Raw genomic sequence first — 22081 nt, forward strand, 5'->3', positions numbered from 1 at the left:
AGGAGCCTTCCATGGTTCTTCTTGTGACGAGCGCCTCGGGCACGAATGGCTTGGGCTACGGCAAGCTCTTGGCGTTCGATGCGGACGGCAAAGTGCTGGGTCCGTTCAGTGAGGACGCCCGGATCGTCGACCCGCGCGGCGTTGGCGTCGACGGTTCATCGCTCTTCCTCAACTGCGGCTCGGACCGCATTCTGGCGCTCGATGGAAAGGGTCGTGTCGTGCGCGAGACCGGCGTGATACCTGGGTTGAACCCAGGCGGCGGCAACTTCGGACCGGATGGCCGGTATTATGTCGGATTGCGCACTGCGCGGACGATCATGGCGTTTGCGCCAACGCTCGATGGATCTGGGGAAGCCATGCTTCCGGGCGCAGTGGTTCCGTTCCCCCGCGGTTTCGCCTTCGGACAGGACGGCACTCTCTTTCTCGCATCCGGCATCGGCCCGGGCGGCGAAGGCGACAACACCATTCTGGCGTTCGGTCCGGAGTGGACGGTCAATCCTTCCTGGAAAGTCCGAGATCCGGACCTCAGTCCGCTCGATCTCACGATCGCGCCAAACGGACGCGTGGTCGTCAGCAGTGAACATCCCTTCGGTGCTCCGGACGCGGTGACGACCATCCGCGAATATGATCGATCCAACGGCCGTCTCGTTCGCGTCCTGACTCCGGATCGTGGTGTCGGATTCAGGAAGCCGCGCGGACTACGTTTCGGGCCCGATGGGAAGCTGTATTGCGTAGCTCAGGACGAAGTCGTCGCGTTCGATTTTGCAACGGGCAAATCTCTGGGCCCGGTGGTCAGGCTGCCTGGCCTCAACGGCCAGGCCATCATCTTCTTTGGATAGGAGGAAAACGATGGAGGCATCGGAAACAGCGCAGCGGTTCGTGCATGAGCAATGGCCGTACGAGCCGAAATTCAAGCGCGTCAATGGCTGGCGCATGCACTACGTCGACGAGGGTGCCGGCGATCCAGTGGTTCTCCTGCATGGGAATCCTGCCTGGGGATTCCTGTACCGGAAATTCATCAGGCCGCTGACCGCAGCGGGCAGGCGCGTGATTGTGCCGGACATGGTCGGCTTCGGGCTCTCCGAGAAGCCCGTCCACGAACAGGCCCACACGCTGGACGGTCACATCGCCAATCTGACAGGCCTCCTGCGACAGCTCGATGTGCGCAACGCAACCATGGTCTGCCACGATTGGGGCGGACCGACCGGCCTCGGGTTCGCCCTGTCCAATCCGGACCGCGTCCGCGCGCTGGTCATCATGAGCACCTGGGCATGGCCGCTGCCTCCGGCTGAATTTCACAAGCGGATTTTCCCATGGCGCATGATGCATGCGCCCCTCGTCGGGCCCTATCTGCTCGGGCGCCACAACGCGCTTGCAGGTCGGGGGATGTACCTCTCCGTTGTCGACCGCGGGAAGTTCCGGGCGGAAGCCCAGAGCGTCTATGAAAGCATCCTGCCAGATCCCGCATCGCGCCTGCTCACATGGACTTGGCCGCGCTGGATCCCGCTCGACGAGAGCGCCCGCGGCCTGGCCCGCTTCGAATGGCTCGAACGCGAGCTGAAGATGTCGAGATTTCCGACGCTGCTGGTCTGGGGCCGGGAAGATGAGGTCTTCGACCACAAGACATTCGCAACCCGCTTCAAAGAGCTGTTGCCGCACGCCGAAGGGCCGGAGCTGGTGACGGGCCGGCATTTCCTCCAGGAGGACTCCGGCGAAGAGATCGCCGGCAAGATCAACCATTTCCTGGACCGCATCGGGGAAAGGCAGCCATGACACCTATTCAACTCATCGAAAATCCGACGCTGGAAGGCAAGAGGAGAGCGTTCGTGCTCGCGGAAGACCGCGTCGGGCACTACCCGGAATTCCGCGAATTCTTCGTCAAACAGTTTGCTCTGGAGACGAACGCCCTATCGCGCCCCGGCTACGTGCGGGCGCCCTCGGGAATGGTCTACGCTTTCGTCTTCATCGGCCGCAGTGGGGAACCATTTCCCGACAGGATCGAGATCTACGCCCTGCCCGACGCGCTCGAGCCGCTGAACGATCCGGAGATCGACGCCGATCTTTGGGCGCTGCTCAGGTGGATGATCGCCGGCGTCGGCGGCGACTGGCGCGTGGAGGACCTGGATGCGACGGGCCGGCTGTACCAATTGAGCGTCGCCGCAAGTGCGTGATGGCCCGTGGCCACTCATTCGGCGGCGAGCGCCGTCAAATCCTTGGCTTGGTGAAGGCCGGAACGACATTCTGTCGATTGGGCCGCCGGCCGCCACGTTGGTCGATAGCGGTACGAACCTAGCCGCGTCCCTGCGCGGCGCAGCGAAGCAGCATCTCGAGATGCGGCGCGACGAGGATGGCCAGGCTCGCCACGGCACTGCCCGTCATCGCATAGGCGAACAAGGCATCTCCTGCCATCGCGCGCAGGGTCTGAACCGCTTCGCTTGCGACCGCCTTCGCGCGGATCGAGCGGATCCAGTCCGTGCCCGCGGCCAGTACGGGGCTCGCGATCAGGTGATCATTGATGGTCATTGCGTCTCTCCTTTGCGTGGAGAGTGGCCAATTCTCGTCAGGCATGGCAGACAGGGCGGAGCGATATCGCTCATTCCTGCGGAGAATAGGATGGATCGTCTGGCTTCGATGGAGACGTTCGTGCGGGTCGTTGAAACGGGCTCCTTCTCCGGAGCAGCCCGACAGCTTCGGGTGGGGCAGCCGGCCGTCTCCAAATCGGTCGCCCAACTGGAGGAATATCTCGGGGTCAAGCTACTGACGCGCTCGACGCGAGGACTGACACCCACCGAAGCCGGACTTGGCTATCTCGAGCGCGCCAGGCGGGCACTTGAAGAGGCCGCCGAGGCCGAGCTCGCCGCGCGCGGAGCGGGAGCGGGCCTCAAAGGACGACTGCGCGTCTGCGCCGCCGTCACGTTCGCACGCATTCATCTCATTCCGCTGTTGCCGCAATTCATGGCGCAGCATCCGGAACTGGATCTCGAGGTGGTCCTGGACGACCGTCAAATCGACCTCGTCCAGGAGGGTATCGATGTGGCGCTCCGGATGGGGAAGATGATGGATTCGACGCTGACCGCTCGCCGCGTCGCAAGATGCAAGCGGCACGTGCTCGGAACGCCCACCTACTTCGATCGGGCGGGCACGCCGTCGACGCCGAGCGAACTGAGCAAGCATCAGGCCGTCGTTTATCTTCAGGAAGGCAGCGTGTGGTCGTTCATGCGCGAAAGTACGGAACTGGCCGTCAGCATTCAAAGCAGACTTCGGGTGAGTGCTGCGGAAGGCGTAAGAGCGGCAGTGCTCGCCCATGCAGGACTGACCATCGCGTCGGAGTGGATGTTCAGCCCCGAACTGCGAGCGGGCGCCGTGCGCACGGTGCTGTCGGATTGGAGTCTGCCGCCGCTCGACCTGTGGGCGGTGCTTCCGACCGGCCGCGCGGCGACGGCCAAGGCGCGAGCGTTCGTGGATTTCTTCGAACGTACGTTCAATGCGTAGGCGATGTAGTCGCGGGCGGATTTCGGCCAGCTCATGAGACGAACGAGCACGTCTTCGATCCCAGCCGGCATTCAGGGTTTCGATTGAATGAGTACGGTGACACCCAACGGAGCTGCTCGTCGCGAGCCTCCTACAAAGGAGTGTCATCATGTCCCGCACCTCGATTCCGCAGCGTTTGCTCGGCGCAGCCGCTGCGGTTGCCATCTTCTCCGCTCTGCTTTCACCGGCGAGCGCAACCGACCGGCAACAGACTGCTGCCGTTTTCCCTGACGTTTCAACCGGCGCCGCCATGGATCGTGCGCCGATCGTGTTGACGTCGCGATTGCCTTGGCTTGCCCCAGTCGGCCATCGCCAGCCCCGCCTCGCAGACGTCCCCCGTCATGAAGCCGTCTCGGCATGGGAACGCCAACAGCAGCAGGTGGATCAGGACTTGGACCGCAAGCTGATCATCTGCAGGGGATGCTGACCGGGCGCGACGGTCATTCCAGGCGGGAATAAGCTCTAGTCCGACGTGCCCGCTACCTCGCGCGGCGGTCTCCTTTAGCTTTCTGCATGTGACTTCCAGGAAACGGGCGGCGCCGCCGTCCTCCACGCAGACGCCAACGGAGAACCGTCATGTCGCTTCAAGCCAAGCTCGACGCCTTCAAAGCCGATTTCGAGGCGGGAAAGCCGCCCTACAACGTTCCCTCCTCCGTCATCGAGACGATGCACCGCGCCACGGCCGAGCTGATCGAATCGGGCGCCGCCAAGCGCGCCAGGAAGGCCGGTGGTCTCGCTCCGTCCTTCTCGCTCAGGGATCCGGAGGGCAACATCGTGAGCTCGGCCGATCTGCTGAAGCGCGGCCCGCTGGTGCTCAGCTTCTACCGCGGTGTCTGGTGCCCCTACTGCAACATGGAGCTGCAAGCGCTCGAAGCCACCAAGCCGGAGTTCGACAAGTACGGCGCATCGCTCGTTGCGATCTCGCCGCAGACCGCTCCGAACAGCCGCAAGTCGGTGCGCCAGAACAAGCTGTCCTTTCCGATCCTCTCGGACGTGAAGGGCAAGGTCGGCGCCGCGTTCGGCCTGCGCTTCGACCTGCCTGACTATCTGGTCGCGCTCTACAAGCAGCTGAAGAACGATCTGCCGACGTTCAACGATGACCCCGCTTGGACCCTGCCGATGCCGGCCCGCTACGTCATCGGACAAGACGGCGTGATCCTCTATTCCGAAGTGAACCCCGACTACACCCGCCGGCCGGAGCCCGAAGACATGATCCCGGTCCTCCAGCGGGCGGCGGCCGTCAAGGTGTGACGGCACATGAGACGGCCGGTGGGGCGCAATGACCACCGGCCGCTGTCCTTCAATTCATGCACCCGAAAGGAATATACCCATGTCCAATCTGTTCACACCGACCCAGGTCGGCCCCTATCGTTTGTCCCATCGCGTCGCCATGGCGCCCTTGACACGGATGCGCTCCGACCCCGGCGACATCCCGAGCGAGCTAATGGTCGAATACTACAAGCAGCGCACGACCAAGGGCGGCCTGATCATCTCCGAAGCATCGCCAGTCTCGATCCGCGGCAACGGTTATGCCGGTGCTCCCGGCATCTACTCGGACACTCAGATTGCGGGATGGCAGCGCGTCACCGGGGTGGTCCACGCCAAGGGCGGCCGTATCTTCCAGCAATTGTGGCACGTCGGCCGGCAGTCGCATGTCGACCTGCAGCCGAACGGGGACGCGCCGGTCGCGCCCTCCGCTATCGCGGCCGAGGGCTACGCGTACTCCAAGCAGGGCGAGGTTCCGTTCTCGATGCCGCGCGCGCTCGCGCTGCATGAGATCCCCGCCATCATCGAAGAGTTTCGGTCGGGCGCCGAGCGGGCGCTGCGAGCGGGTTTCGACGGCGTCGAAATCCATGGCGCGAACGGCTACCTGCCCGACCAGTTCCTGCAGGACGGAACGAACAAGAGGACGGACGAATACGGCGGCCCCATCGAAAACCGCGCCCGCTTCATGCTGGAAGTGACGCAGGCCGCGATTTCGGTCTGGGGAGCCGATCGCGTCGGCGTGCGCATCGCACCGAGCGGCACCTACGGATCCATGTCCGACAGCGATCCGGCAGCGACGTTCGGCTACGTCACGACGCAGCTTGACCGCCTGGGCATCGCCTACCTCCACGTCGTCGAGCCGCGCATCAAGGGCACCGAGGAGATCTCGCATGGCCGGGCGCCGATCGCCGCTCAGCATCTGAGGCCGAAGTTCTCGCGGACTCTGATCGCGGCCGGCGGCTTCACCCCGGCCTCCGCGGAAGCCATCGTCACCTTCGGCGAAGCCGACCTCGTCGCCTTCGGTCGTCACTTCATCTCGAACCCGGATCTGCCGGAGCGGATCCGGCAGGGCTTGCCGCTCACCCGTTACGACCGGTCGACCTTCTATGGCGGCGACGCGCGCGGCTACACGGACTACCCGCGGGCGGCGGCGGCGGCCTGAACGCAGATCGCTCCGCTCATCACCGGGCCAGCGAGGGCGCATCGCCGCCCCTCGCTGGCCTATGTTTGTCGACCGTTCAGCCTTCAGCGATCTTCGCAGCGCCCGCATCCACAGGTGCTGCCAACCTTGCGAATATGTCCCGATCCGACGGCTCCTGCATCCTGCGCCACTGCGCCGGAGTGACGCCCATGTGGCTCTTGAAGGCGCGCTGGAAGGCCGCTTCGGATTGGTAGCCCACCGCCTCCGCCACGGCGCCAGTCGAAAGAGACGACTTCCTCAACTCGTTCGCCGCGCGCGTCATCCGGATGTCGGTCAATAGATCGGAGGCCGACCGCCCGAGCTTCTCCTGGAATTGCCGGGCGAGCGTGGCGCGCGACATGTTGCACAGGCGCGCGAGGTCGGGCAGCGACCACGCGCGCGCAGGCTCGTTGAAGAGAGCGGCGACAGCCGGCGCCAGCCGCGGGTGACCGGCAAGCGCGAGGAGACCACGCGGTGCATCTTCGGCCTCGCTTGCGCGCCGAAGCACCAGCGCGAACATTGCGGTCGACAGCGCATTCAGCATCGCGCGACCGCCCAGATGATCGTCCGCCGACTCGCCGCGCATCAGGGCGACCAAGCCAGCGAGCTGTGCGGCGCTCTCTCCTCCGTCCTGACCGCGGGTATGCACGACCAGACGAGGCGGCAGATAGCTACGCAGCAGTCGGTCGTGCGGAGGCGCGATCGCAAAATGCCCGCAGAGCAAGTCGAGCCGCTCTCCATTGCCGGCGTTTTCGCTGATGATGAGATTGAGTTCCTGGCGATTTCGCAAAGGCTTCGGCCGCGCGCCGCCGCCATCATGCATGACATGGCGTGGATTGCCTGGCAGCAGCAGGATATCGCCGGTCTCCAGCCGCAGCGGCTTGCCGCCGGAAGGATCTTCCAGCACTGCCGAGCCGCCGACGACCGCGTGGTAGGGAATCTCGTTCGCTTTCCCCGGCCCCTGATCGATCCGCCACGGCGCGCCGTAGGAGCAGCGCAGATCGAGCCGCCCGCGCACCGGCATCACCTCGAACAGCCTGCTGAGCCAATCCATGGCCATCTCCCTAACGGACCGATTTTGAGACGACAGAGCATATAGTCGAGCTTTCTCGACATTCAACGTCTCGCCTGACACTCGTACAGTCAGTCCGCAATCGTTCACCACCTCAACAAAGGAGTGCCATCATGTCCCGTCTTTCCGTCCCCAATCTCGAATCCGATGCCGGTCCGTCCGGCCAGGTCTACGCGCAGATCAAGAAGGCGATCGGCAGTGTGCCGAACACATTCGCGGTCATCGCTGCCCACGGCCCGGCCGCGCTCAAGTCGGTCCTCGCCGCGGATGCCGTGCTTGCGTCCGGGGCTCGCTCAGCAAGCGCGACCAGGAAACCATCAAGCTGATCGTCAGCGGTGTCGCTGGCTGCGATTACTGCGAGGCTGCGCATAGCCTGCTCGGCAAGCTCGCAGGATTGAAGCCTGACGAACTGAAGAATATCCGCGAAGCCAAGCCCACAGGCGATGCCAAGCGCGATGCGCTGGCCCGCTTCGTCCGTAAGCTCGCGGAGACCAGCGGCACCGTCAGCGACGAGGAGTTCGCGGCGATCAAGGCCGCCGGCTACAGCGACACCCAGCTCGTCGAGATCAGCCTGGCTTTCGCGACCACCGTATTCACCAACGTGTTCAACCGCATCAACGACACCGAGATCGACTTCCCCGCCGTCGCGTGAGGCAACGGTGCAATCGTCAGATCTCAAACGTGAAAGGATCACGACCATGACTACGCTGTCCAACACCGTTCGCAGTCCGCTCGTCCGCGCGCTGCACAGCTCCGGCCTGCTGGCCGAGGACCTCGACTACCACCTGCTCCGCGCCGCAATGGTGATCATCTTCGCGTGGTTCGGGTACGACAAATGGTTCGAAGCGGAGATCAGAGGACTGCTGCCTATAATTACCCACGGCCCGTTTATCTTCTGGACGATTCCGGTTTTGGGCATTCGCGGCACCGCCATTTTTCTCGGCACCTCAGAATGGACCTTTGGCACGTTGCTGCTTCTGGGTTTCTGGAACAAGAAAGCCGGCATGCTCGGCGCCCTCGGTTCGACCTTTACCTTCATCGCTACCTTCACGGTCCTGCCGTTCGTTCCTGACGCGTGGGATGCTGGCGCCGGCGGCTTTCCAGCGATGACGATTAATTCGGCCTTCCTTCTGAAGGATCTCGTGCTGCTCGCCGTCTCGCTCTACCTGCTGAGGCAGGACGTGGTTCGCCTGACGCGGCAATAGGGTGGCACCCTGCTGATGGCGAGGCGTCGCCGGCGAGAGTCCCTCCTCGCCGGCGGTTGCGCGTCTCAAAATGCTAAACGTCAGCTTCTGAATAGAAGGTCGATGGGCCAAAGAGATCAGCCAATTCCATAGTGCCCCCGTTCAGAGGTGCCGATCCGACCGGATGGAAGTTTTTGCGCCAAGAGCTGCTGATCCGCACGGCAGTATTCGCGTGAGAACCGAAACTCCAGCTCCGGTTCATTCGCGCGAGTAAGCAATCTGGACAAACTCGTCGCCGACAGGGTTCATCGAAACCGCCCAGCTCGATATTGCCCCTGCGTTGCAGCGTTCGACCAGGCATCGTGGTCGACGACGCGACAATGGGATGCAGAGGAAAACAGTGTCGTGCCGGAAGGCTCGTCCTTCGAACCCGCGGTCAAAAACCGCGGTTTGTGATCTCGGTAACATCGCAGAACCGGCGGCAACAGCGTTTGTCGCGCCGCTCGTTGTTTCTGCTGTCGAGTCGAACAATCGGATACGGAGGAGTCCTGCGGCGTGGCGGAGAGAGTGGGCGTCAAACCCACGATTTTCGATCATTCCGCATCGAACAGCTGAGACTAATCTCGCGATCGATCCCTCCGGGAGTTCGGTCAGAGCCGGGTTCGATTCCGGTCGGGCGAATTGTTGAGTCCGGAACGGCATAGGCGTGCCCGCTGCCGGAAGCCCGCTATTTTATTTTGTCGGCGAATACCGCTCGTCGTCCTGCTGGTATTTGTGCTGGTATCAGCAGCAATCGGCGGATAAAATCAATGTAAGATCAGATAGTTACGGGAATAAGCGATTGCCGGCCAGGGGCACCACGCTAAAAATACCAGCAATAACAACAACTTATGCGTCTGGTTCGATTCCGGAGTTTTCCGCGATGCGTTGAAGACGCACGTGAAAATTCGCTGCAGCCGACTGCTTTGTTGGTATTTTTGTTGGTATCGGGGGAACGAACGCTCACAACGAATTTCGCTATTCCCGAACGTGAGAATTGAGCGGATCGCCGCAAGAACGATGGCGAGCGCCAACCCGAAACACAGTCGACTGCCGCGCCGCCCCCGACCAAAATTCGACAAGGATGCGTGGGCCCCCGCCAACTGATTGCTCGCTCACCGACGGGATCGCCGAGCCGAAATAAGACCATCTGCGACGCTATATGCGCCGCTTGGGGTTCCACGCCTTACGCACGAACTCTAGGCGGTTTCCATCGAAGTCGGCGACATTGGCGGCGTAGTAGCCGGGGGCGAAGTAGGTGCGATCCGCTGGTTTGCCCTCGTCGGTGCCCCCAGCTCTGATTGCAGCTGCGTAAGCTGCATCGACCAGTTCATTCGTGTCGCAGACAATCCCGAGATACAGCCCGGTCTCGCCGGGCTTCCGTTGACGTAGCCAGATGCTTGATCCGGCCGCCTTTCCGCTACCGTACACGTCGTCTCCGATGCCATAGAGATCAGGAACACCCCCGGGGCCCGAAGAGGAGTCGTAATTACCAAAGATTTTCCAGCCGAGCGGCTTCAGGGCCTCAGAGTAGAAGGCCAGTGACTTGTCGATGTTGGTGACGGATATGTAGACGTGGTCAATCATTCGGTCCTCTCAGCCTTTGTTATTGGCCAGCTGCAGCATATCTAGCGTGGCGCTGCGATGATGTGATCTCATGCTCAACTCAACGAGCAACGTCCTGTCAATCATCTCGATCGATATGAGATCCTTCAATCAAAACTGCTGGTTCGTCATATCCTTTGCGGCTGCTGTAAAAGACAAGCGTCATCAGTCCGATGCCGACCACCAGAGAGAAAATGACGCCTATCCCCATCGCGATATAGCCCGACGCAGGCACGTCGGCATCTCCGAGGGTCCAACCGAGGTAGGCGATGACGCCAGTCGCAGCCAGCAGCAACAACAACACTGCAAGTACAATCCTTGTACCAATGCCATTTCGACGCGAGGACTGATGTTCGCTTGATAGCTCGTTGGAGGTCTCATCTATCATGGGACGTGCTCCTCAATAAGAGCTTAGCAGTGCTCATGTGACTTCTCCGATGCGCTTGTCAGATTTCGATCAGGATACGACCTGCCGGAGCTGCAGGTTTTCTCGTCCTTGGGGGCCGCGAGGCCCATAATCGAGCTCGGCGCCCTTGTTGCTGCTGGCGATGACCGGCGCCGGCGCATCACAGGAGTCCATGATCGATTCGACGAAAATCATCGTATCGTTGGGCTGATCGAGCACGCCTTGCAGGTCCTCACTCGTCTTGACGACAAATGAGCGAGCCGACGTATCAGGACACAATACTTTCGGCAGATGGGCATAAGACCAGTTGGCGATGTCGTTGTAGGACTCGGTCTTGCCGATATACCCGCGCTCGATGGTGTATCCGCCGTTATTGATCAGGAAGATCACCGGCTTATGGTCGTGTCGCAGAATGGTCGACAGCTCCTGCGCCGTAACTTGGAACGAACCGTCGCCGATGAATAACAGGTGACGACGGTGTGGCGCCGCCGTGAGTGCACCGAGCAAAGCTCCAACCGAGTAGCCGATCGATCCCCAGTTGATCGAACCGATGAAAGTGCAATTCGGCGGAAGCTTCAGACCCAAGAGGACGAACGACGTGCCATTATCGACATAAAGGACGTCTCCTGGTCGCAGATAGCTCTTGATGGCCCGCCAGTAAGCAGCCTGGGTGAGCTTAGCGGAACCGCCGATGTGCGGGCGTGCTACAGCAGTGGCCGCATCGCGCGGAGTGCGGCTCCTGGCCGGAGCGACGGCGTCGATGACGCCGCGAAGGACCTCCTTGAGCGTCACTGCCTGATAGTTGTCGTCACCTACATCCACCGAATGGCCGCGCAGGTGGATCGCGTTGGCCGGCAGCGAGGCCGTAAAGTCGCCGGTGGTCACCTCGATTGGTCGGTAGCCGATCGAAAGCAGGCAGTCGCTGCTCTCGATCGCCTCGCGTACTTGCGGCTCGCTTGCCTTGCCACCGTAGATACCGAGATAGTGAGAGAACGTCTCGTCAATGACGGCTTTAGCTGCGTTAATCACGGCCACAGGAGCCTGCACTTTCGAGGCCAGCTCCATGAGCTCCTGCACGACACCGAACCGGTCCGCGTCGGCATCCACGAGGATCGCTGGTGACGTAGCCGCGGCCAGTCGCGCCGCGACCGCGACGATGCACGAATGCAGCCGCTCCGGATCGCTCGGCGGGTCGGCGAGCACAAGAGCAGCCGCCGGCACCTCGATGTCGAGATAAGCAACGTCGGACGGCAGCTCCATGTATACCGGAAGCTTTTCGCGCCATGCCGTGAGGATCATACGATCGATCTCGGTGGCCGCGTTGCGGGGGGTGATTCTCGTCTGCGCGACGGTCACCGGAGCATAGGCGTCAAGAAAATGATCAAATGTCCCATCGGCCATCGTGTGGTGCATTCCCAGCCCTCGGTCGATGGACCTGAGCGGTATCGATCCGCAAATACAGATGACGGGAACGTGCTCGCTGTAGGAGCCGCCGACACCATTGATCGCGCTGAGCGCACCCACGCCGTTTGTCACGAGTAGCGCGCCCAGGCCGTTCAGCCGCGCATAACCGTCCGCGGCATAGGACGCAGTCAGCTCGCCGGTCGTGCCGATCCATTTCAGCGTGCCCGTATCCTGAAGCTGCTGCAACAGCGTTAGATTGTAGTCGCCGGGAACGCCGAACAAATGTCGGATTCCGGCCTCCTGGAGACGGCGAAGCAAGAAGTCGCCGATCGTCATCCGTTCGGTGGGGCTGTTTAACATGATTTGTCTCCTCAGATCGTTGGATTAGTGGAAGTCAGGATGGGTTAGGAATGCAGCCAGGGCGCGCCGGATCTCCGCCGAATAATCCGGCAAAGCTCTGCTCCAGGTCGGCGCTCACCTTCTGAAGCAGCGTTTTGTTCTCTTCATCCTTGCTGTTGCGGATCGTGACAGTCGCAGTCAGGCCGGACACCAGCGGAATCCCCGACGGCACCTTGTCGATCGCAATGCGGACCGGCACGCGCTGCGCCAAACGTACCCAGGTGTAAACTGGATCTACGTTAGGCAAACCCTGCGTGGCGGTCACCGCATTCGATACGCTGACTCCACGCGTCACCGTTGCGACGTGGCCAATGATCGGCGCTCGGTAGCCCATCAGCTTGGCCTCGGCGCGATCGCCCACGCACAGTCGGGCCAGCTTGGTCTCCTCAAAATAGCCGTCGATCCAAAAACTGTCCGTGTCGACGATCGAGATATTGCTGGTCCCCTGTGCCGCGTAGCTTCCCACTCGGAGCAGGAGATTGGTGACGTATCCGTTCACCGGACTGCGCACCTCGGTGCGCCGCAGGTTAATCTCCGCCTGCTTCACCTGTTCTTGAGTCGCATCGACGACAGCCGCCGCCTGAACAGCATTTCCCTGGTAGGTCTGCTTCTCTTCGGTGCTCACCGCAAGATCAGACAAGCGCTGCCGTCGTTCGGCCTGCAAATCCTTGACCTCCCTATCAGCGATTTTTTGCTGTAGCGATGCCTTGTATGCGCGCAGTGCGACCTCAAAATCGAAGGGCTCGATGACATACAAGATGTCGCCCTTGTGAACGAATTGATTGTCGACGACCCGCAGCTCCTTGATCTGACCGGAAATCTGCGGCGCCACGTTGGCAACTTGAACTCGCACGCTGCCATCGCGCGTCCAGGGGGCGGCGTTGTACTGGTCCCAAGCCACGAAGGCGCCCAAGACCGCAACGACCACGATGCCGGCTGTAGCCAATTTGCGAAGCAGACGCTGCGCCGCGGCGCCTCGTCGCCGTGACATAGACCGTTCCGAAGGCGAGGTAATCTGTTCGTCGTTTGCATAATCCTCCGAGATCCGTCGTGCGATCTCGTCGAACGCGCCTGTCTCACGAGCCGATACGGGCGAAAACTGCGTCACCCTTGCCTGCGTCGGGTTCTGCTGAACGACCTCATCATCAACAATCGCATCCATAGCTCTCTCCTCTAGAAAAACAGCATCAACAAGCACAGAATCGTCACAAAGAGACTGAGCTGTGCGACTGCGGCGTGACTGAACAGCTTCGCAAACCCTGCAACACGCAGGAGCGGCCGAAGGACGATGACGACAACAAGCGCTGCCATCAGGTAGGTCACGAAAGGCGCGACCAGAACGCCTCCGACGACCAATTCTCCAAATGTATGTGCCATCAGATTGCCTCCCGAGATAAATTCAGTCTGTTGGCCCGGTCGATCGTGTCGCTGATCAGCACAAGGCACGCGGCAGTTTCTGCCTCGATCGCATCTTTGTGGGAGGCGTTCTCGCGAAGCGCTCGGGCGATGGCGCGGAGAGCGGCCGTGTCTCGCGTGCCGATAGCTTCGCGCGCTTGACGTGCGAGTGGAGCGAGCGGCCCATCAGCGAACTGCGTCAGTTTCGTGCTGCAGAGCCGGATCATTGCCGACCGATCGAACAAGGCGAGCATTTCCGCGATAGCGCGATTGTCCTGCGTTCCCTCGGCGGAAAGAAACTGTCCGATGCGCGAGGCGTCGCGGAACGCTGCTTCTTCCCGAGTTTCGCCATTCCTGTTGTCCGGTTCCAGCTCGCCGCGAGCCTCCGCGAGCAACCGATTCCTCTGCTTTTCACAGGAGACCGGCGGAATGAGCATTTGTGCAGCCAGCAAGACCGCCGGAGCCGCGACAATGAAAAGGGACGTGAAGAGGAATGCCTGAGGATCGTAGGCCTGGGGATTGCTCGGCGCCAGGATAGTTGGGATGGCGATAAGATTGATCCGGCCAAGTCCTGACCACACAGGACTTTGCGATGGGACGAGAAATGCTGCACCGATCGTAAATGGAGCCAGGGCGATCGCCAGTGCAGGAAAGGCGTCAGCGCCATCGAGCACGATGAACTCGAGTATGCCCGCCACTACAACCGCGACCGGCCCGCCAACAAGTGCTATCGCGGTAAACCCTCGCGAGTTGGGTGTGATGACTCCCAATGCAGCAACCGTCGCGACAAGGTACAGTGAAGCGCTTGCCGCAGACCACCCGGCCCAGACGAATAGCGTCGATGCAATTGCAAACCAGAGAGCGGCGCGTACAGCGGTGTCGGCCGCAATGCGAAAAGAGCAGTATACGGGGGCTCGCTGCAATCGTGACGGCCATTTAACCGACCTAAGAGCCAACAAATCCTGGCAGACGTGGTCGTCCCGCTGCAGCAACTCCCGCATTTTCCATGCGGAAGCTTCCGGCTCAGGATCGGCATGACCTGCATTAAAGACCCGCGCCGCCTGCAATTCAGCGACGAGGCTGACGGCAGCGCTGCGGGCGGCCGCGCTTACGACGGTACCGCTGCTCGACTCGAGAGCGACGCTTGCTACATCAGGGCGGAGTCCAACGATATCCCGCACCAGCGCCAAGAACACCCAATCGCCTTCGCCACAGAAGGCGGCGCTTGCGTAGTTGCGCACGCGGCGATGGATTGCCGCGAGTTGGACGGCAAGGCTCGACTGACGGTCCGGAGCGGACATCAATACGTTTACGACCGCTACGGAGACGATGCCGACCGCGATTGCGGCGCCACGCTCCACGCTCGCTCCGAACACGTGCTGCGGACTGTCGATCTGCTGTATCGCGATGTTTGCAACGGTGTAGCCGGACAGGACGGCCGCATAGGCGCGATTGCCATCCAACAGCTTTGCAGAAAAGACGCAGAGACCAAGCCACACCGCAGATGCCAGCAGAATCAAATCTCTGGCCTGAGAGAACAACCCGGTGATTGCGATCGAGGCTGCGACCCCCACAATGGTGCCAGTCAATCTGAAGGCAGCCTTCTCCAGCGCCTGACCGCGGGTCGGCTCCGCAAGAATAGCGACGGTTACCGCCGCCGTGAACGGCGCCTCGAGCTGAAGCCAAAAGCTTACAAACAATGCCAGGATGGTGGCCAGCCAAACGCGGATGGCGAATATCCACGAGCCGGCTGGAATCCTGGCTGTCGTGAACGGCTGCTGAGCTGTCGTTGCGACCACGGCAAGTTCCTCATCAATTTTGTCAGTGCTTCGGCATTCACGCTCAGTTATCGGCCACCAGAGGCGGGCACCATCTGTCAGATGACCAGTCCGGTGACAGAGCAGAGCGAGCCGCCGGGTTGTTGGCTGTGGAGAGGGGCGCTCTCAATTCGGCTTGCCGAGGACGAAAGCAAACGGAACGACGAAGACCTCTGCGCCAACGTCGTCCTCGACGTGCAAGATCCAGCCCCGCCAATCGTCGAGAGTTCGTGCCGTCGTGAGGGAGCGCACGACGGAGGTGGCGCGATCACGGGCTTCCGTGAGATCGTCTACCAAGGCGCCGCAGCGATCGATCAAGACTTCATTTGCGTTGGAGCAGTGGAAGTAGACCTGTGTCACCTCAGCCTCCTTCAAAGAGACGATTAGCTACGAGGCGGCAGCGTCGCAGGTGTCTTCGGGCGGCGGCCAGGACCCGCGGCGCTGGGAAGATCCGCAACCAGGTCCAAGCTGCTATGAGAAGGAAGACGATCATCTGCGTGCCTATAGTCCCTCGTGGATTTACACACAGAGAATGCAGGCGACCGGCGAGATGCGCATCTGTCGGATGACCAGTCCGATGACAGACGGGATTCAGGTTGCCGGGTTGTTTGCTTTGGAGAGGACGGCTCCCAGGCCGGATCGGGAGGTGACCCCGGTTTTCGAAAAGACGTGGTGGAGGTGGTAGCCGACCGTTCGGTGCGACAGGTACAGTCTGGCTCCGATCACTTTGTTCGAAAGCCCTTGAGCGGCGAGTTGCGCGATGTGCAACTCTTGCGGAGTGAGCTTCTCCCAAATTTGCTCAGTTCGGCGGAGGCTGGCTTCGCCGGCTGCCCGCAACTCCTCTCGCGCGCGATTGCTCCAGGGCGAAGCGCCAAGCGCGTCGAACAGGTCCCGGGCCTCACGCAGTGGCGCCCGCGCATCTGCAGGTCTGCGCTGGCGTCGCAGCCACGCACCATAACCGAGCAGAAGGCGCCCCCGTAAGAACGGCCAATTCTTTGCAGCTAACCCAAGCCCCCGCAGGAAGAAGCGTTCGGCATCTTCATTGGTCGCGAGCAGCGCTTTTCCGTAGGACAACATTGTCTCGACCCAAGGCACGGGCTTGGGCGCTGAGGCGCGCTCTATCTCTTCGATCATGCTGCGTGCGGCTTGCGAGCGATCGGAGTAGACCGCCGCCTCGACGAAATCGGCAAGCGCAAAATATTGCAGACCGTAGCTAAAGGCGGAATCGGCTGGGGCAAAGAGGCGCTGCAAGTGCTCAAAGGCCTCCAAATGCCGACCGGCGCCGATGGCACCTATCCCTCGCGCCAACTGCGGAAGCGCCGGCAGGAAACTGACGCCAGTAGATAAAAAGCGGCGCTCCACTTTAGCAGCGTGCGCTTCACACTGCTCCAGATCGCCTTGCATGGCCGCGAGGTTCGCCTTCACGGTCATGGCCGCGCCGGCCCATAAGGCGGCTCCGGTCTCCTCGCCCAAACGGACCGCTTCTTCGGCTTCTCTGGCTGCCCCCACCCAATCGCCGACCTCCATCTCGGACCAGGCTTGAACGAAAAGCACACGCGGGAGGTTGCCTATCAAGGCTTGTTTGCGCAGCTCTGCATTGGATTCGGCCAGAAATCTGACGCCAAGATCGAACGCGCCGATGATGTTCGCAGCGCTTCCCAGCAGGCGCCCGATATTTGCGTTGCCGATGCTTCTTGCAGAGAGCGCCTTTAGCTTCGTGTACACTTCGCCGCCTTGTCGTAGCGGTTCGACATAGGCCAAAATCGCGATCAAGCGTGCGTCGAGTTCCGGAAAGTCCAGTCGGCTTGCTGCGTCGAGAACGCTTGCGCGGACGTCACTGCTCGCGTTGCTCCACAAGCAGCGTTGCGCCGCGCGCACGAGAAGGTTGCTTGCGAGATCCTTCGCGCCAACTGCATGGGCCTGATCGACAAAGTCCATCAGAGCAAAGATCTTCCCGGGATCATGGACTGCTACATGCTGGCTTATCTCGCGACACCACGCGACCCGAGCGGCGTTCAGTCTATCCGATCCATCCACCTCGGCTCCCCGCAACAGATCCTCGAGTAGCTCGGGGCGCCCAAGATCAACTGCTGCAAATTCGGCGGCCTGTAAAAGCCGCTCCCTTCTCGCCTTTATCGTGCTGCTCAGCTTTGCTGCGACCTGCAGAATCTGGACGACCATGGCGATAGAACCGCGCCGACGCGCACGAGTAGCCATCAGATCGTGTTCGGCAGCCAGTTCATCGTCCGGGCCCACCGTCGCTGCCGCACGATGCCAAAGCCGACGATCCTGATCCTCGATAATCGTCGCCAGCGCGGTATGTGCCCTTTGGCGTGCCACGACGTCCGCTGCCTGATAGATCGCGGATCGTACAAGCGGATGCCGAAACCGTACCTCGGTTGTATCGAACTCGATCAGCTTGGCCGAGACGGCGGGCGCGAAGGCATCAACTCCCACGCTCCCATCTAGCACCACTTCGCAGGCGCGCATGATTTCGTGAGGCGCGGTCCCATCGTTCGCCGCGGCCACGGACATGAGCGTCCGCGTTGCATTGGGAAGTTCAGACACACGGCTGTAAAAGGCGCGTTCAAGTCGTTCGGTCAATGGGAGCCATCGGACCTCACCATCATATGCCGCTTGAATTGCACGCGGCAGCTCCAGCAGGGCCAATGGATTGCCGGCGGCTTCCTTCAAAAATCGGCTTCGCAAGTCGCTGGAAAGCTCGGGCGCTTGGACGTCGAGCAAACGGGCTGCATCCGCATCGCCGAGAGCCGGAACGACGTGCCGCAAGGTTTCGGCGTCTCCAAACGGGAAATCGAAACCCTCGCGTACAGCTAACAGCAAAACGATGGGATCCGAACGCAATCTCCTGGACACAAAGGACAACACGTCGCGTGTTGCTTCATCGAACCACTGAGCGTCGTCAGCGATGAGCAAAATTGGCTTATGATCCGCACCTCCCGTCAGAAGGGTAAGGGTCGCCAGAGCGACCAGCCGGATGTCTTGAGTCGCAGCGGCATCATCGCTCATGCCAAACGCACTCAGCAGAGCAGACCGCTGGCGTGGAGCCAAACACATTGCCTGCTTCATGAGCGGACGTAGTGCCTGCTCAAGTCCAGCAAACGCGATATGCACTTCGGCCTGGACACCCGTCATGCTGAGGACAGTGATGCCGCTTGCGCGTGCGCGGCTTTTGGCCTCTTCGAGCAGCGTCGATTTTCCGATCCCAGGTGCCCCGCTGATCACGAGTGTCGAGCCACCCAAATCAATCCGGCTGAGCAACTGATCGATCAGAGCAATTTCCGTCTCTCGTCCCTGCAACGATGTCGATCGCGGGACGCCTTCGCGCTGCTTAGGCAGCTGGGGAGCAGTCCTTTTCAGCCGTTTCGCCACCTCCGGCCCTCAGCACTTCGCTGCGAAAATATTTCCAGGCACATCCTATCATGCACGGACCACGCGGGCGGACCCGCTCGGCGCCCTATCATACACTGTTAGTTCCATTGGAATTTCATTTTCGACGGATTTTCGCTGGTTGCAATGCGGCAGCGAAGCACGATTGTCCGATCTGCACGCCCCAATATCGTGCACGTCGTCGACCTGCACCGATGGATCCGCGCGCGGTAGCCTAAAGGGGGCTAAAACAAAATCATGGCGGGAAGTCGCATCTTCACTTAGGTAGCCCGACCTTCCGTAGCGCCTCGTGGTATTTCTGGCGAAATGCCGGATCGCGATAGTTCGGGACCCTGGTCGAGATGGTGAAGCCGGGATCGAGTCTTACATATTCAGCAGTCGCAGCCTTGGCCTCGTCCAGCCGACCTGAATGCGCCAGCGCCACAATTCTGATGCAAAGAGCCGGAGCAAATCGAGGATTTTCGTCAATTGCTCTTTGCGCGGCAGACAGCGCCGCTTCGTCGCGATCGGCAATTAGGTTTGCGTTCGCCATGCCGCTCAACATGAGGGCAACTTCGTGATCGCGCGGGCTCAGTCGCATCGCGCGCTCAAAACTCAAAATTGCCCGATCCGGATCGACACAGGCATAGTTCATGACCCAGCCAAGGCTGCTCAGCACTTGCGAATTGTTCACGTTTAGCCGCGCGGCTCTTTCCAGTACCGCAAGCGCTCGGTCATATTCTCCCCAGAAGCCGAGTGCATGCCCGGCGTAGCAAAGCACCGCAGCATCGTTGGAATCGTCCGCAATCGCCTCACGAGCCAGCCACAAGCTCTTTTCGCGGTCACCCATTTCACCCCATCCTTGATTCCAGCGGGTGACATGATTAAACGAGAGAAATGCCTTGGCGAGCGTGTATGTTGAATCGAGTTCGGTCGCCGCACTCAAATGGCAAACGGCCATGTCGTTGTCCGGCTTCGTGAATTGATAGTATCTCGAAATCGCGCGGAGAAAGAGGTCGTACGCATCGAGGTTATAGGTGGGTTTAGTGTTCGCGCGACCAATCTCGGCGAACCTGATCGACGGCTCGATGGCCCCAGCCACACGCGAAGTGACCTCATCCTGCAGATCGAAAACGTCTTCCATGGCACCGTCGATCTTTTCAGCCCAGATGTGAGCGCCGGTCGCGGCTTCGATCAACTGCCCTGTAATGCGAACTCGGTTGCCGGATCTGCGCACACTGCCCTCGAGCACATAGCGCACGCCAAGTTCGCGTCCGACCCGCTTGATGTCGACGGGCTTGCCCTTGTAAGTGAAGCTCGAGTTGCGTGCGATCACGAACAGCGACTTGAATTGCGACAGCGCGGTGATGATGTCTTCGACGATACCATCTGCGAAATATTCCTGCTCGGGATCACCGCTCATATTAGTGAATGGCAGCACGGCGATCGACGGCCTGTCGGGAAGTGCCAGCGACCTGGCGGCCTGGACCTGAGGTTTGCCACCTAGTATTGACGGTGGCCGGACCGCGAACAATCGGACCGGCCGGTCGATGTTCTTTAGGGACCTCTCGCCGAGGTCGTCGAAGTCAAACTCCGTTTTACCCCTGACCTGCTCGAAAGCATTGCTGGACAGATAGACCCCACCCGGTGCGCATTCGTTCTCGACCCGCGCCGCCAAGTTGACGCCATCGCCAAAAATGTCATCGTTGTCAATGATGATGTCGCCGACGTTAATGCCAATCCGGAAAGCGATTTTCGGGGTATTACCGCCGTTCCGTTCCGCCATCTGGCCCTGTATCGCCATGGCGCAAGTCACTGCACCGACAGCGCTGGCAAATTCCACCAGCATTCCGTCGCCAGTAGTCTTGACGATGCGTCCGTTGTGGCCAGCAATGGCGGGATCAATAACCTCGCGGCGGTAGGCTTTCAGCGCTTCCAACGTGCCGCGTTCATCGGTACCCATAAGCTGCGAGTAGCCTGCGACATCAGCGGCCAAAACGGCCGCCAATCTTCGTTCGAGATGTCCTCCCACAATAATTCTCACGGATCGCGACCTCAAACGAAGCTATTCGAACACGTCATTTCGCCGCGAGCACGCAGCGGCAAGCCAAGACGGCTCCAGACATCGAGCAGCGCTTCGGCGAGCGCGTCAACCAGCTTGTCATCGTGATAGGGCGTCGGCGTGATGCGCAGTCGTTCGGTTCCGCGCCGGACGGTCGGATAGTTGATCGGCTGGACATAGATGCCGTGTTTGGCGAGCAGGAGATCGCTCGCCTGCTTGCACTTCTCCGGATCACCCACCATCACGGGTACAATGTGTGTTTCACTGGGCATGACCGGCAGGCCTGCCGCATTGAGCACGGCCTTGACCCGCGCGGCGCGTTCCTGATGGCGGTCGCGCTCCCACTGTGAAGCCTTGAGATGCCGGATCGCCGCGGTCGCGGCGGCGCAGACTGCCGGCGGCAGCGCGGTGGTAAAGATAAATCCCGGCGCGTAGGAGCGCACCGCGTCGATGATATCGGCATTCGCCGCGATATAGCCGCCGAGACAACCGAAGGCCTTCGCCAACGTGCCCTCGACCACGTCAATGCGGTGCAATATCCCTTCCCGCGCAGAAATGCCGGCACCGGCCGGGCCATACATGCCTGCCGAATGGACCTCATCGATATAGGTCAGGGCGCCGTAGCGCTCCGCGAGATCGCAGATTTTCCTCACTGGCGCGACGTCGCCATCCATCGAATAGAGGGCCTCAAAAGCGATCAGCTTCGGCCGCTCCAGGACTTCTGCCGCCAACAATTCTTCGAGATGGCCAACATCGTTGTGACGCCATATCTTCTTTTCCACGCCGGCACGCCGCACCCCTTCGATCATCGAATTGTGGTTCCAGGCGTCCGACAGGATCACGCAATCTGGAAGCAGACCGGCGATGGTCGGGATGCCGGTTTCGTTGGATACATATCCCGACGTGAAAACCAGTGCCGCTTCCTTGCCGTGCAGCTCGGCGAGCTCGCGCTCCAACTCGACCAGTGGATGGTTCGTGCCGGAAATGTTGCGAGTGCCGCCGGCGCCAGCGCCCATACGGGTCGCGGTTTCAATCATGGCGCTGATCACCTTCGGGTGCTGGCCCATGCCAAGGTAATCGTTCGAGCACCAGATCACGACCGGACGCGGACCGTCAGGGGAATGCCATCTGGCGTACGGAAAACGACCGGCGATGCGCTCGAGATCAGCAAACACCCGGTAGCGCCGTTCCCGGTGCAAGCGGGCAAGCGCGACGGAAAAGAAATGATCGTAGGTCATGGAGCCAAATCTCCTCCAGTTGGCGCTCAACGATCGCCGTGCCCATCCGATCCGATGCTCATCAGCCATGAAACGGGCGGCCGGTCCTCGGGA

22 protein-coding genes and 1 pseudogene are annotated in these 22081 nt (G+C 61.1%); 11 read left to right on the forward strand and 12 right to left on the reverse strand.

Annotated elements, in window-relative coordinates:
* Window positions 1-11: 11 nt before the first annotated feature.
* The 3 genes from ACLFLU_RS37730 to ACLFLU_RS37740 are packed head-to-tail and all read left to right on the forward strand — an operon-like array spanning window position 12 to window position 2171.
* Window positions 12-839, forward strand: coding sequence for a hypothetical protein (locus tag ACLFLU_RS37730; RefSeq protein ID WP_426409696.1), 828 nt, complete (start codon window positions 12-14; stop codon window positions 837-839).
* 10 nt (window positions 840-849) lie between these two features.
* The gene (locus ACLFLU_RS37735) at window positions 850-1773 is read left to right on the forward strand and encodes an alpha/beta fold hydrolase (RefSeq protein WP_426409697.1); all 924 of its coding nucleotides are present in this window, start codon (window positions 850-852) and stop codon (window positions 1771-1773) included.
* The gene (locus ACLFLU_RS37740; RefSeq protein ID WP_426409698.1) at window positions 1770-2171 is read left to right on the forward strand and encodes a hypothetical protein; all 402 of its coding nucleotides are present in this window, start codon (window positions 1770-1772) and stop codon (window positions 2169-2171) included. The genes ACLFLU_RS37735 and ACLFLU_RS37740 overlap by 4 nt, the downstream gene beginning before the upstream one ends.
* Before the next feature lie 118 nt (window positions 2172-2289).
* Here ACLFLU_RS37740 and ACLFLU_RS37745 read toward each other — a convergent pair whose 3' ends face one another.
* A complete protein-coding gene (locus ACLFLU_RS37745) occupies window positions 2290-2523 on the reverse strand; it encodes a hypothetical protein (RefSeq protein WP_426409699.1) in 234 nt (77 codons plus the stop codon).
* A gap of 90 nt (window positions 2524-2613) precedes the next feature.
* On the opposite strand from ACLFLU_RS37745, the gene ACLFLU_RS37750 reads away from it, so the two are divergent.
* The 4 genes from ACLFLU_RS37750 (at window position 2614) to ACLFLU_RS37765 (ending at window position 5959) form a co-directional block, all read left to right on the forward strand.
* The gene (locus ACLFLU_RS37750) at window positions 2614-3492 is read left to right on the forward strand and encodes a LysR family transcriptional regulator (RefSeq protein WP_426409700.1); all 879 of its coding nucleotides are present in this window, start codon (window positions 2614-2616) and stop codon (window positions 3490-3492) included.
* Between the two features lie 148 nt (window positions 3493-3640).
* Window positions 3641-3958: a hypothetical protein gene (locus ACLFLU_RS37755; protein WP_426409701.1), complete on the forward strand. Its 318-nt coding sequence runs from the start codon at window positions 3641-3643 to the stop codon at window positions 3956-3958.
* A 149-nt stretch (window positions 3959-4107) separates the two neighbouring features.
* The gene (locus ACLFLU_RS37760; RefSeq protein WP_426409702.1) at window positions 4108-4782 is read left to right on the forward strand and encodes a peroxiredoxin-like family protein; all 675 of its coding nucleotides are present in this window, start codon (window positions 4108-4110) and stop codon (window positions 4780-4782) included.
* A gap of 79 nt (window positions 4783-4861) precedes the next feature.
* Window positions 4862-5959 carry an alkene reductase gene (locus ACLFLU_RS37765; RefSeq protein WP_426409703.1) on the forward strand — a complete coding sequence of 366 codons (1098 nt, stop codon included), beginning with the start codon at window positions 4862-4864 and terminating at the stop codon, window positions 5957-5959.
* A gap of 76 nt (window positions 5960-6035) precedes the next feature.
* Here the strand turns inward: ACLFLU_RS37765 and ACLFLU_RS37770 are convergent, their stop codons facing one another.
* The gene (locus ACLFLU_RS37770) at window positions 6036-7031 is read right to left on the reverse strand and encodes an AraC family transcriptional regulator (RefSeq protein ID WP_426409704.1); all 996 of its coding nucleotides are present in this window, start codon (window positions 7029-7031) and stop codon (window positions 6036-6038) included.
* 131 nt (window positions 7032-7162) lie between these two features.
* On the opposite strand from ACLFLU_RS37770, the gene ACLFLU_RS37775 reads away from it, so the two are divergent.
* From ACLFLU_RS37775 to ACLFLU_RS37790, 4 genes and pseudogenes are all read left to right on the forward strand, one after another.
* Window positions 7163-7375, forward strand: coding sequence for a hypothetical protein (locus ACLFLU_RS37775; protein ID WP_426409705.1), 213 nt, complete (start codon window positions 7163-7165; stop codon window positions 7373-7375).
* Window positions 7375-7428: pseudogene (locus ACLFLU_RS37780) on the forward strand (hypothetical protein); the annotation flags it as partial. The gene ACLFLU_RS37775 and the pseudogene ACLFLU_RS37780, both read left to right, overlap by 1 nt.
* A gap of 15 nt (window positions 7429-7443) precedes the next feature.
* On the forward strand, window positions 7444-7701 hold the full coding sequence (locus ACLFLU_RS37785; protein ID WP_426409706.1) for a carboxymuconolactone decarboxylase family protein: 258 nt from the start codon (window positions 7444-7446) through the stop codon (window positions 7699-7701).
* 46 nt (window positions 7702-7747) lie between these two features.
* Complete coding sequence (locus ACLFLU_RS37790; protein ID WP_426409707.1) at window positions 7748-8254, forward strand: YkgB family protein; 507 nt, start codon at window positions 7748-7750, stop codon at window positions 8252-8254.
* 1176 nt (window positions 8255-9430) lie between these two features.
* Here ACLFLU_RS37790 and ACLFLU_RS37795 read toward each other — a convergent pair.
* The 10 genes from ACLFLU_RS37795 to hemA all read right to left on the reverse strand — a co-directional run bounded on the left by ACLFLU_RS37795 (window position 9431) and on the right by hemA (window position 21988).
* Complete coding sequence (locus ACLFLU_RS37795) at window positions 9431-9859, reverse strand: VOC family protein (protein WP_426409708.1); 429 nt, start codon at window positions 9857-9859, stop codon at window positions 9431-9433.
* A gap of 97 nt (window positions 9860-9956) precedes the next feature.
* The gene (locus tag ACLFLU_RS37800; RefSeq protein ID WP_426409709.1) at window positions 9957-10265 is read right to left on the reverse strand and encodes a hypothetical protein; all 309 of its coding nucleotides are present in this window, start codon (window positions 10263-10265) and stop codon (window positions 9957-9959) included.
* A 69-nt stretch (window positions 10266-10334) separates the two neighbouring features.
* Complete coding sequence (locus ACLFLU_RS37805; protein WP_426409710.1) at window positions 10335-12047, reverse strand: alpha-keto acid decarboxylase family protein; 1713 nt, start codon at window positions 12045-12047, stop codon at window positions 10335-10337.
* 34 nt (window positions 12048-12081) lie between these two features.
* Window positions 12082-13248, reverse strand: a complete 1167-nt coding sequence (locus tag ACLFLU_RS37810) for an efflux RND transporter periplasmic adaptor subunit (RefSeq protein WP_426409711.1) — start codon at window positions 13246-13248, stop codon at window positions 12082-12084.
* A gap of 11 nt (window positions 13249-13259) precedes the next feature.
* Complete coding sequence (locus ACLFLU_RS37815; RefSeq protein ID WP_426409712.1) at window positions 13260-13463, reverse strand: DUF1656 domain-containing protein; 204 nt, start codon at window positions 13461-13463, stop codon at window positions 13260-13262.
* Window positions 13463-15280 (reverse strand): FUSC family protein, encoded by a 1818-nt coding sequence (locus ACLFLU_RS37820; RefSeq protein ID WP_426409713.1) that lies wholly within the window; start codon window positions 15278-15280, stop codon window positions 13463-13465. The genes ACLFLU_RS37815 and ACLFLU_RS37820 overlap by 1 nt, the downstream gene beginning before the upstream one ends.
* 144 nt (window positions 15281-15424) lie before the next feature.
* Entirely contained in the window at window positions 15425-15658 is a 234-nt protein-coding gene (locus ACLFLU_RS37825) for a DUF6894 family protein (protein ID WP_426409714.1), read from the reverse strand.
* A gap of 231 nt (window positions 15659-15889) precedes the next feature.
* Window positions 15890-18619: a helix-turn-helix transcriptional regulator gene (locus ACLFLU_RS37830; protein WP_426409715.1), complete on the reverse strand. Its 2730-nt coding sequence runs from the start codon at window positions 18617-18619 to the stop codon at window positions 15890-15892.
* A gap of 346 nt (window positions 18620-18965) precedes the next feature.
* Entirely contained in the window at window positions 18966-20696 is a 1731-nt protein-coding gene (locus ACLFLU_RS37835) for an adenylate/guanylate cyclase domain-containing protein (protein ID WP_426409716.1), read from the reverse strand.
* A gap of 47 nt (window positions 20697-20743) precedes the next feature.
* Entirely contained in the window at window positions 20744-21988 is a 1245-nt protein-coding gene (gene hemA / locus ACLFLU_RS37840) for a 5-aminolevulinate synthase (protein WP_426409717.1), read from the reverse strand.
* Window positions 21989-22081 lie beyond the last annotated feature (93 nt).

It is taken from the genome of Bradyrhizobium ganzhouense (assembly GCF_049949285.1).
In the GTDB taxonomy this organism is placed as follows: Bacteria; Pseudomonadota; Alphaproteobacteria; order Rhizobiales; family Xanthobacteraceae; genus Bradyrhizobium; species Bradyrhizobium ganzhouense.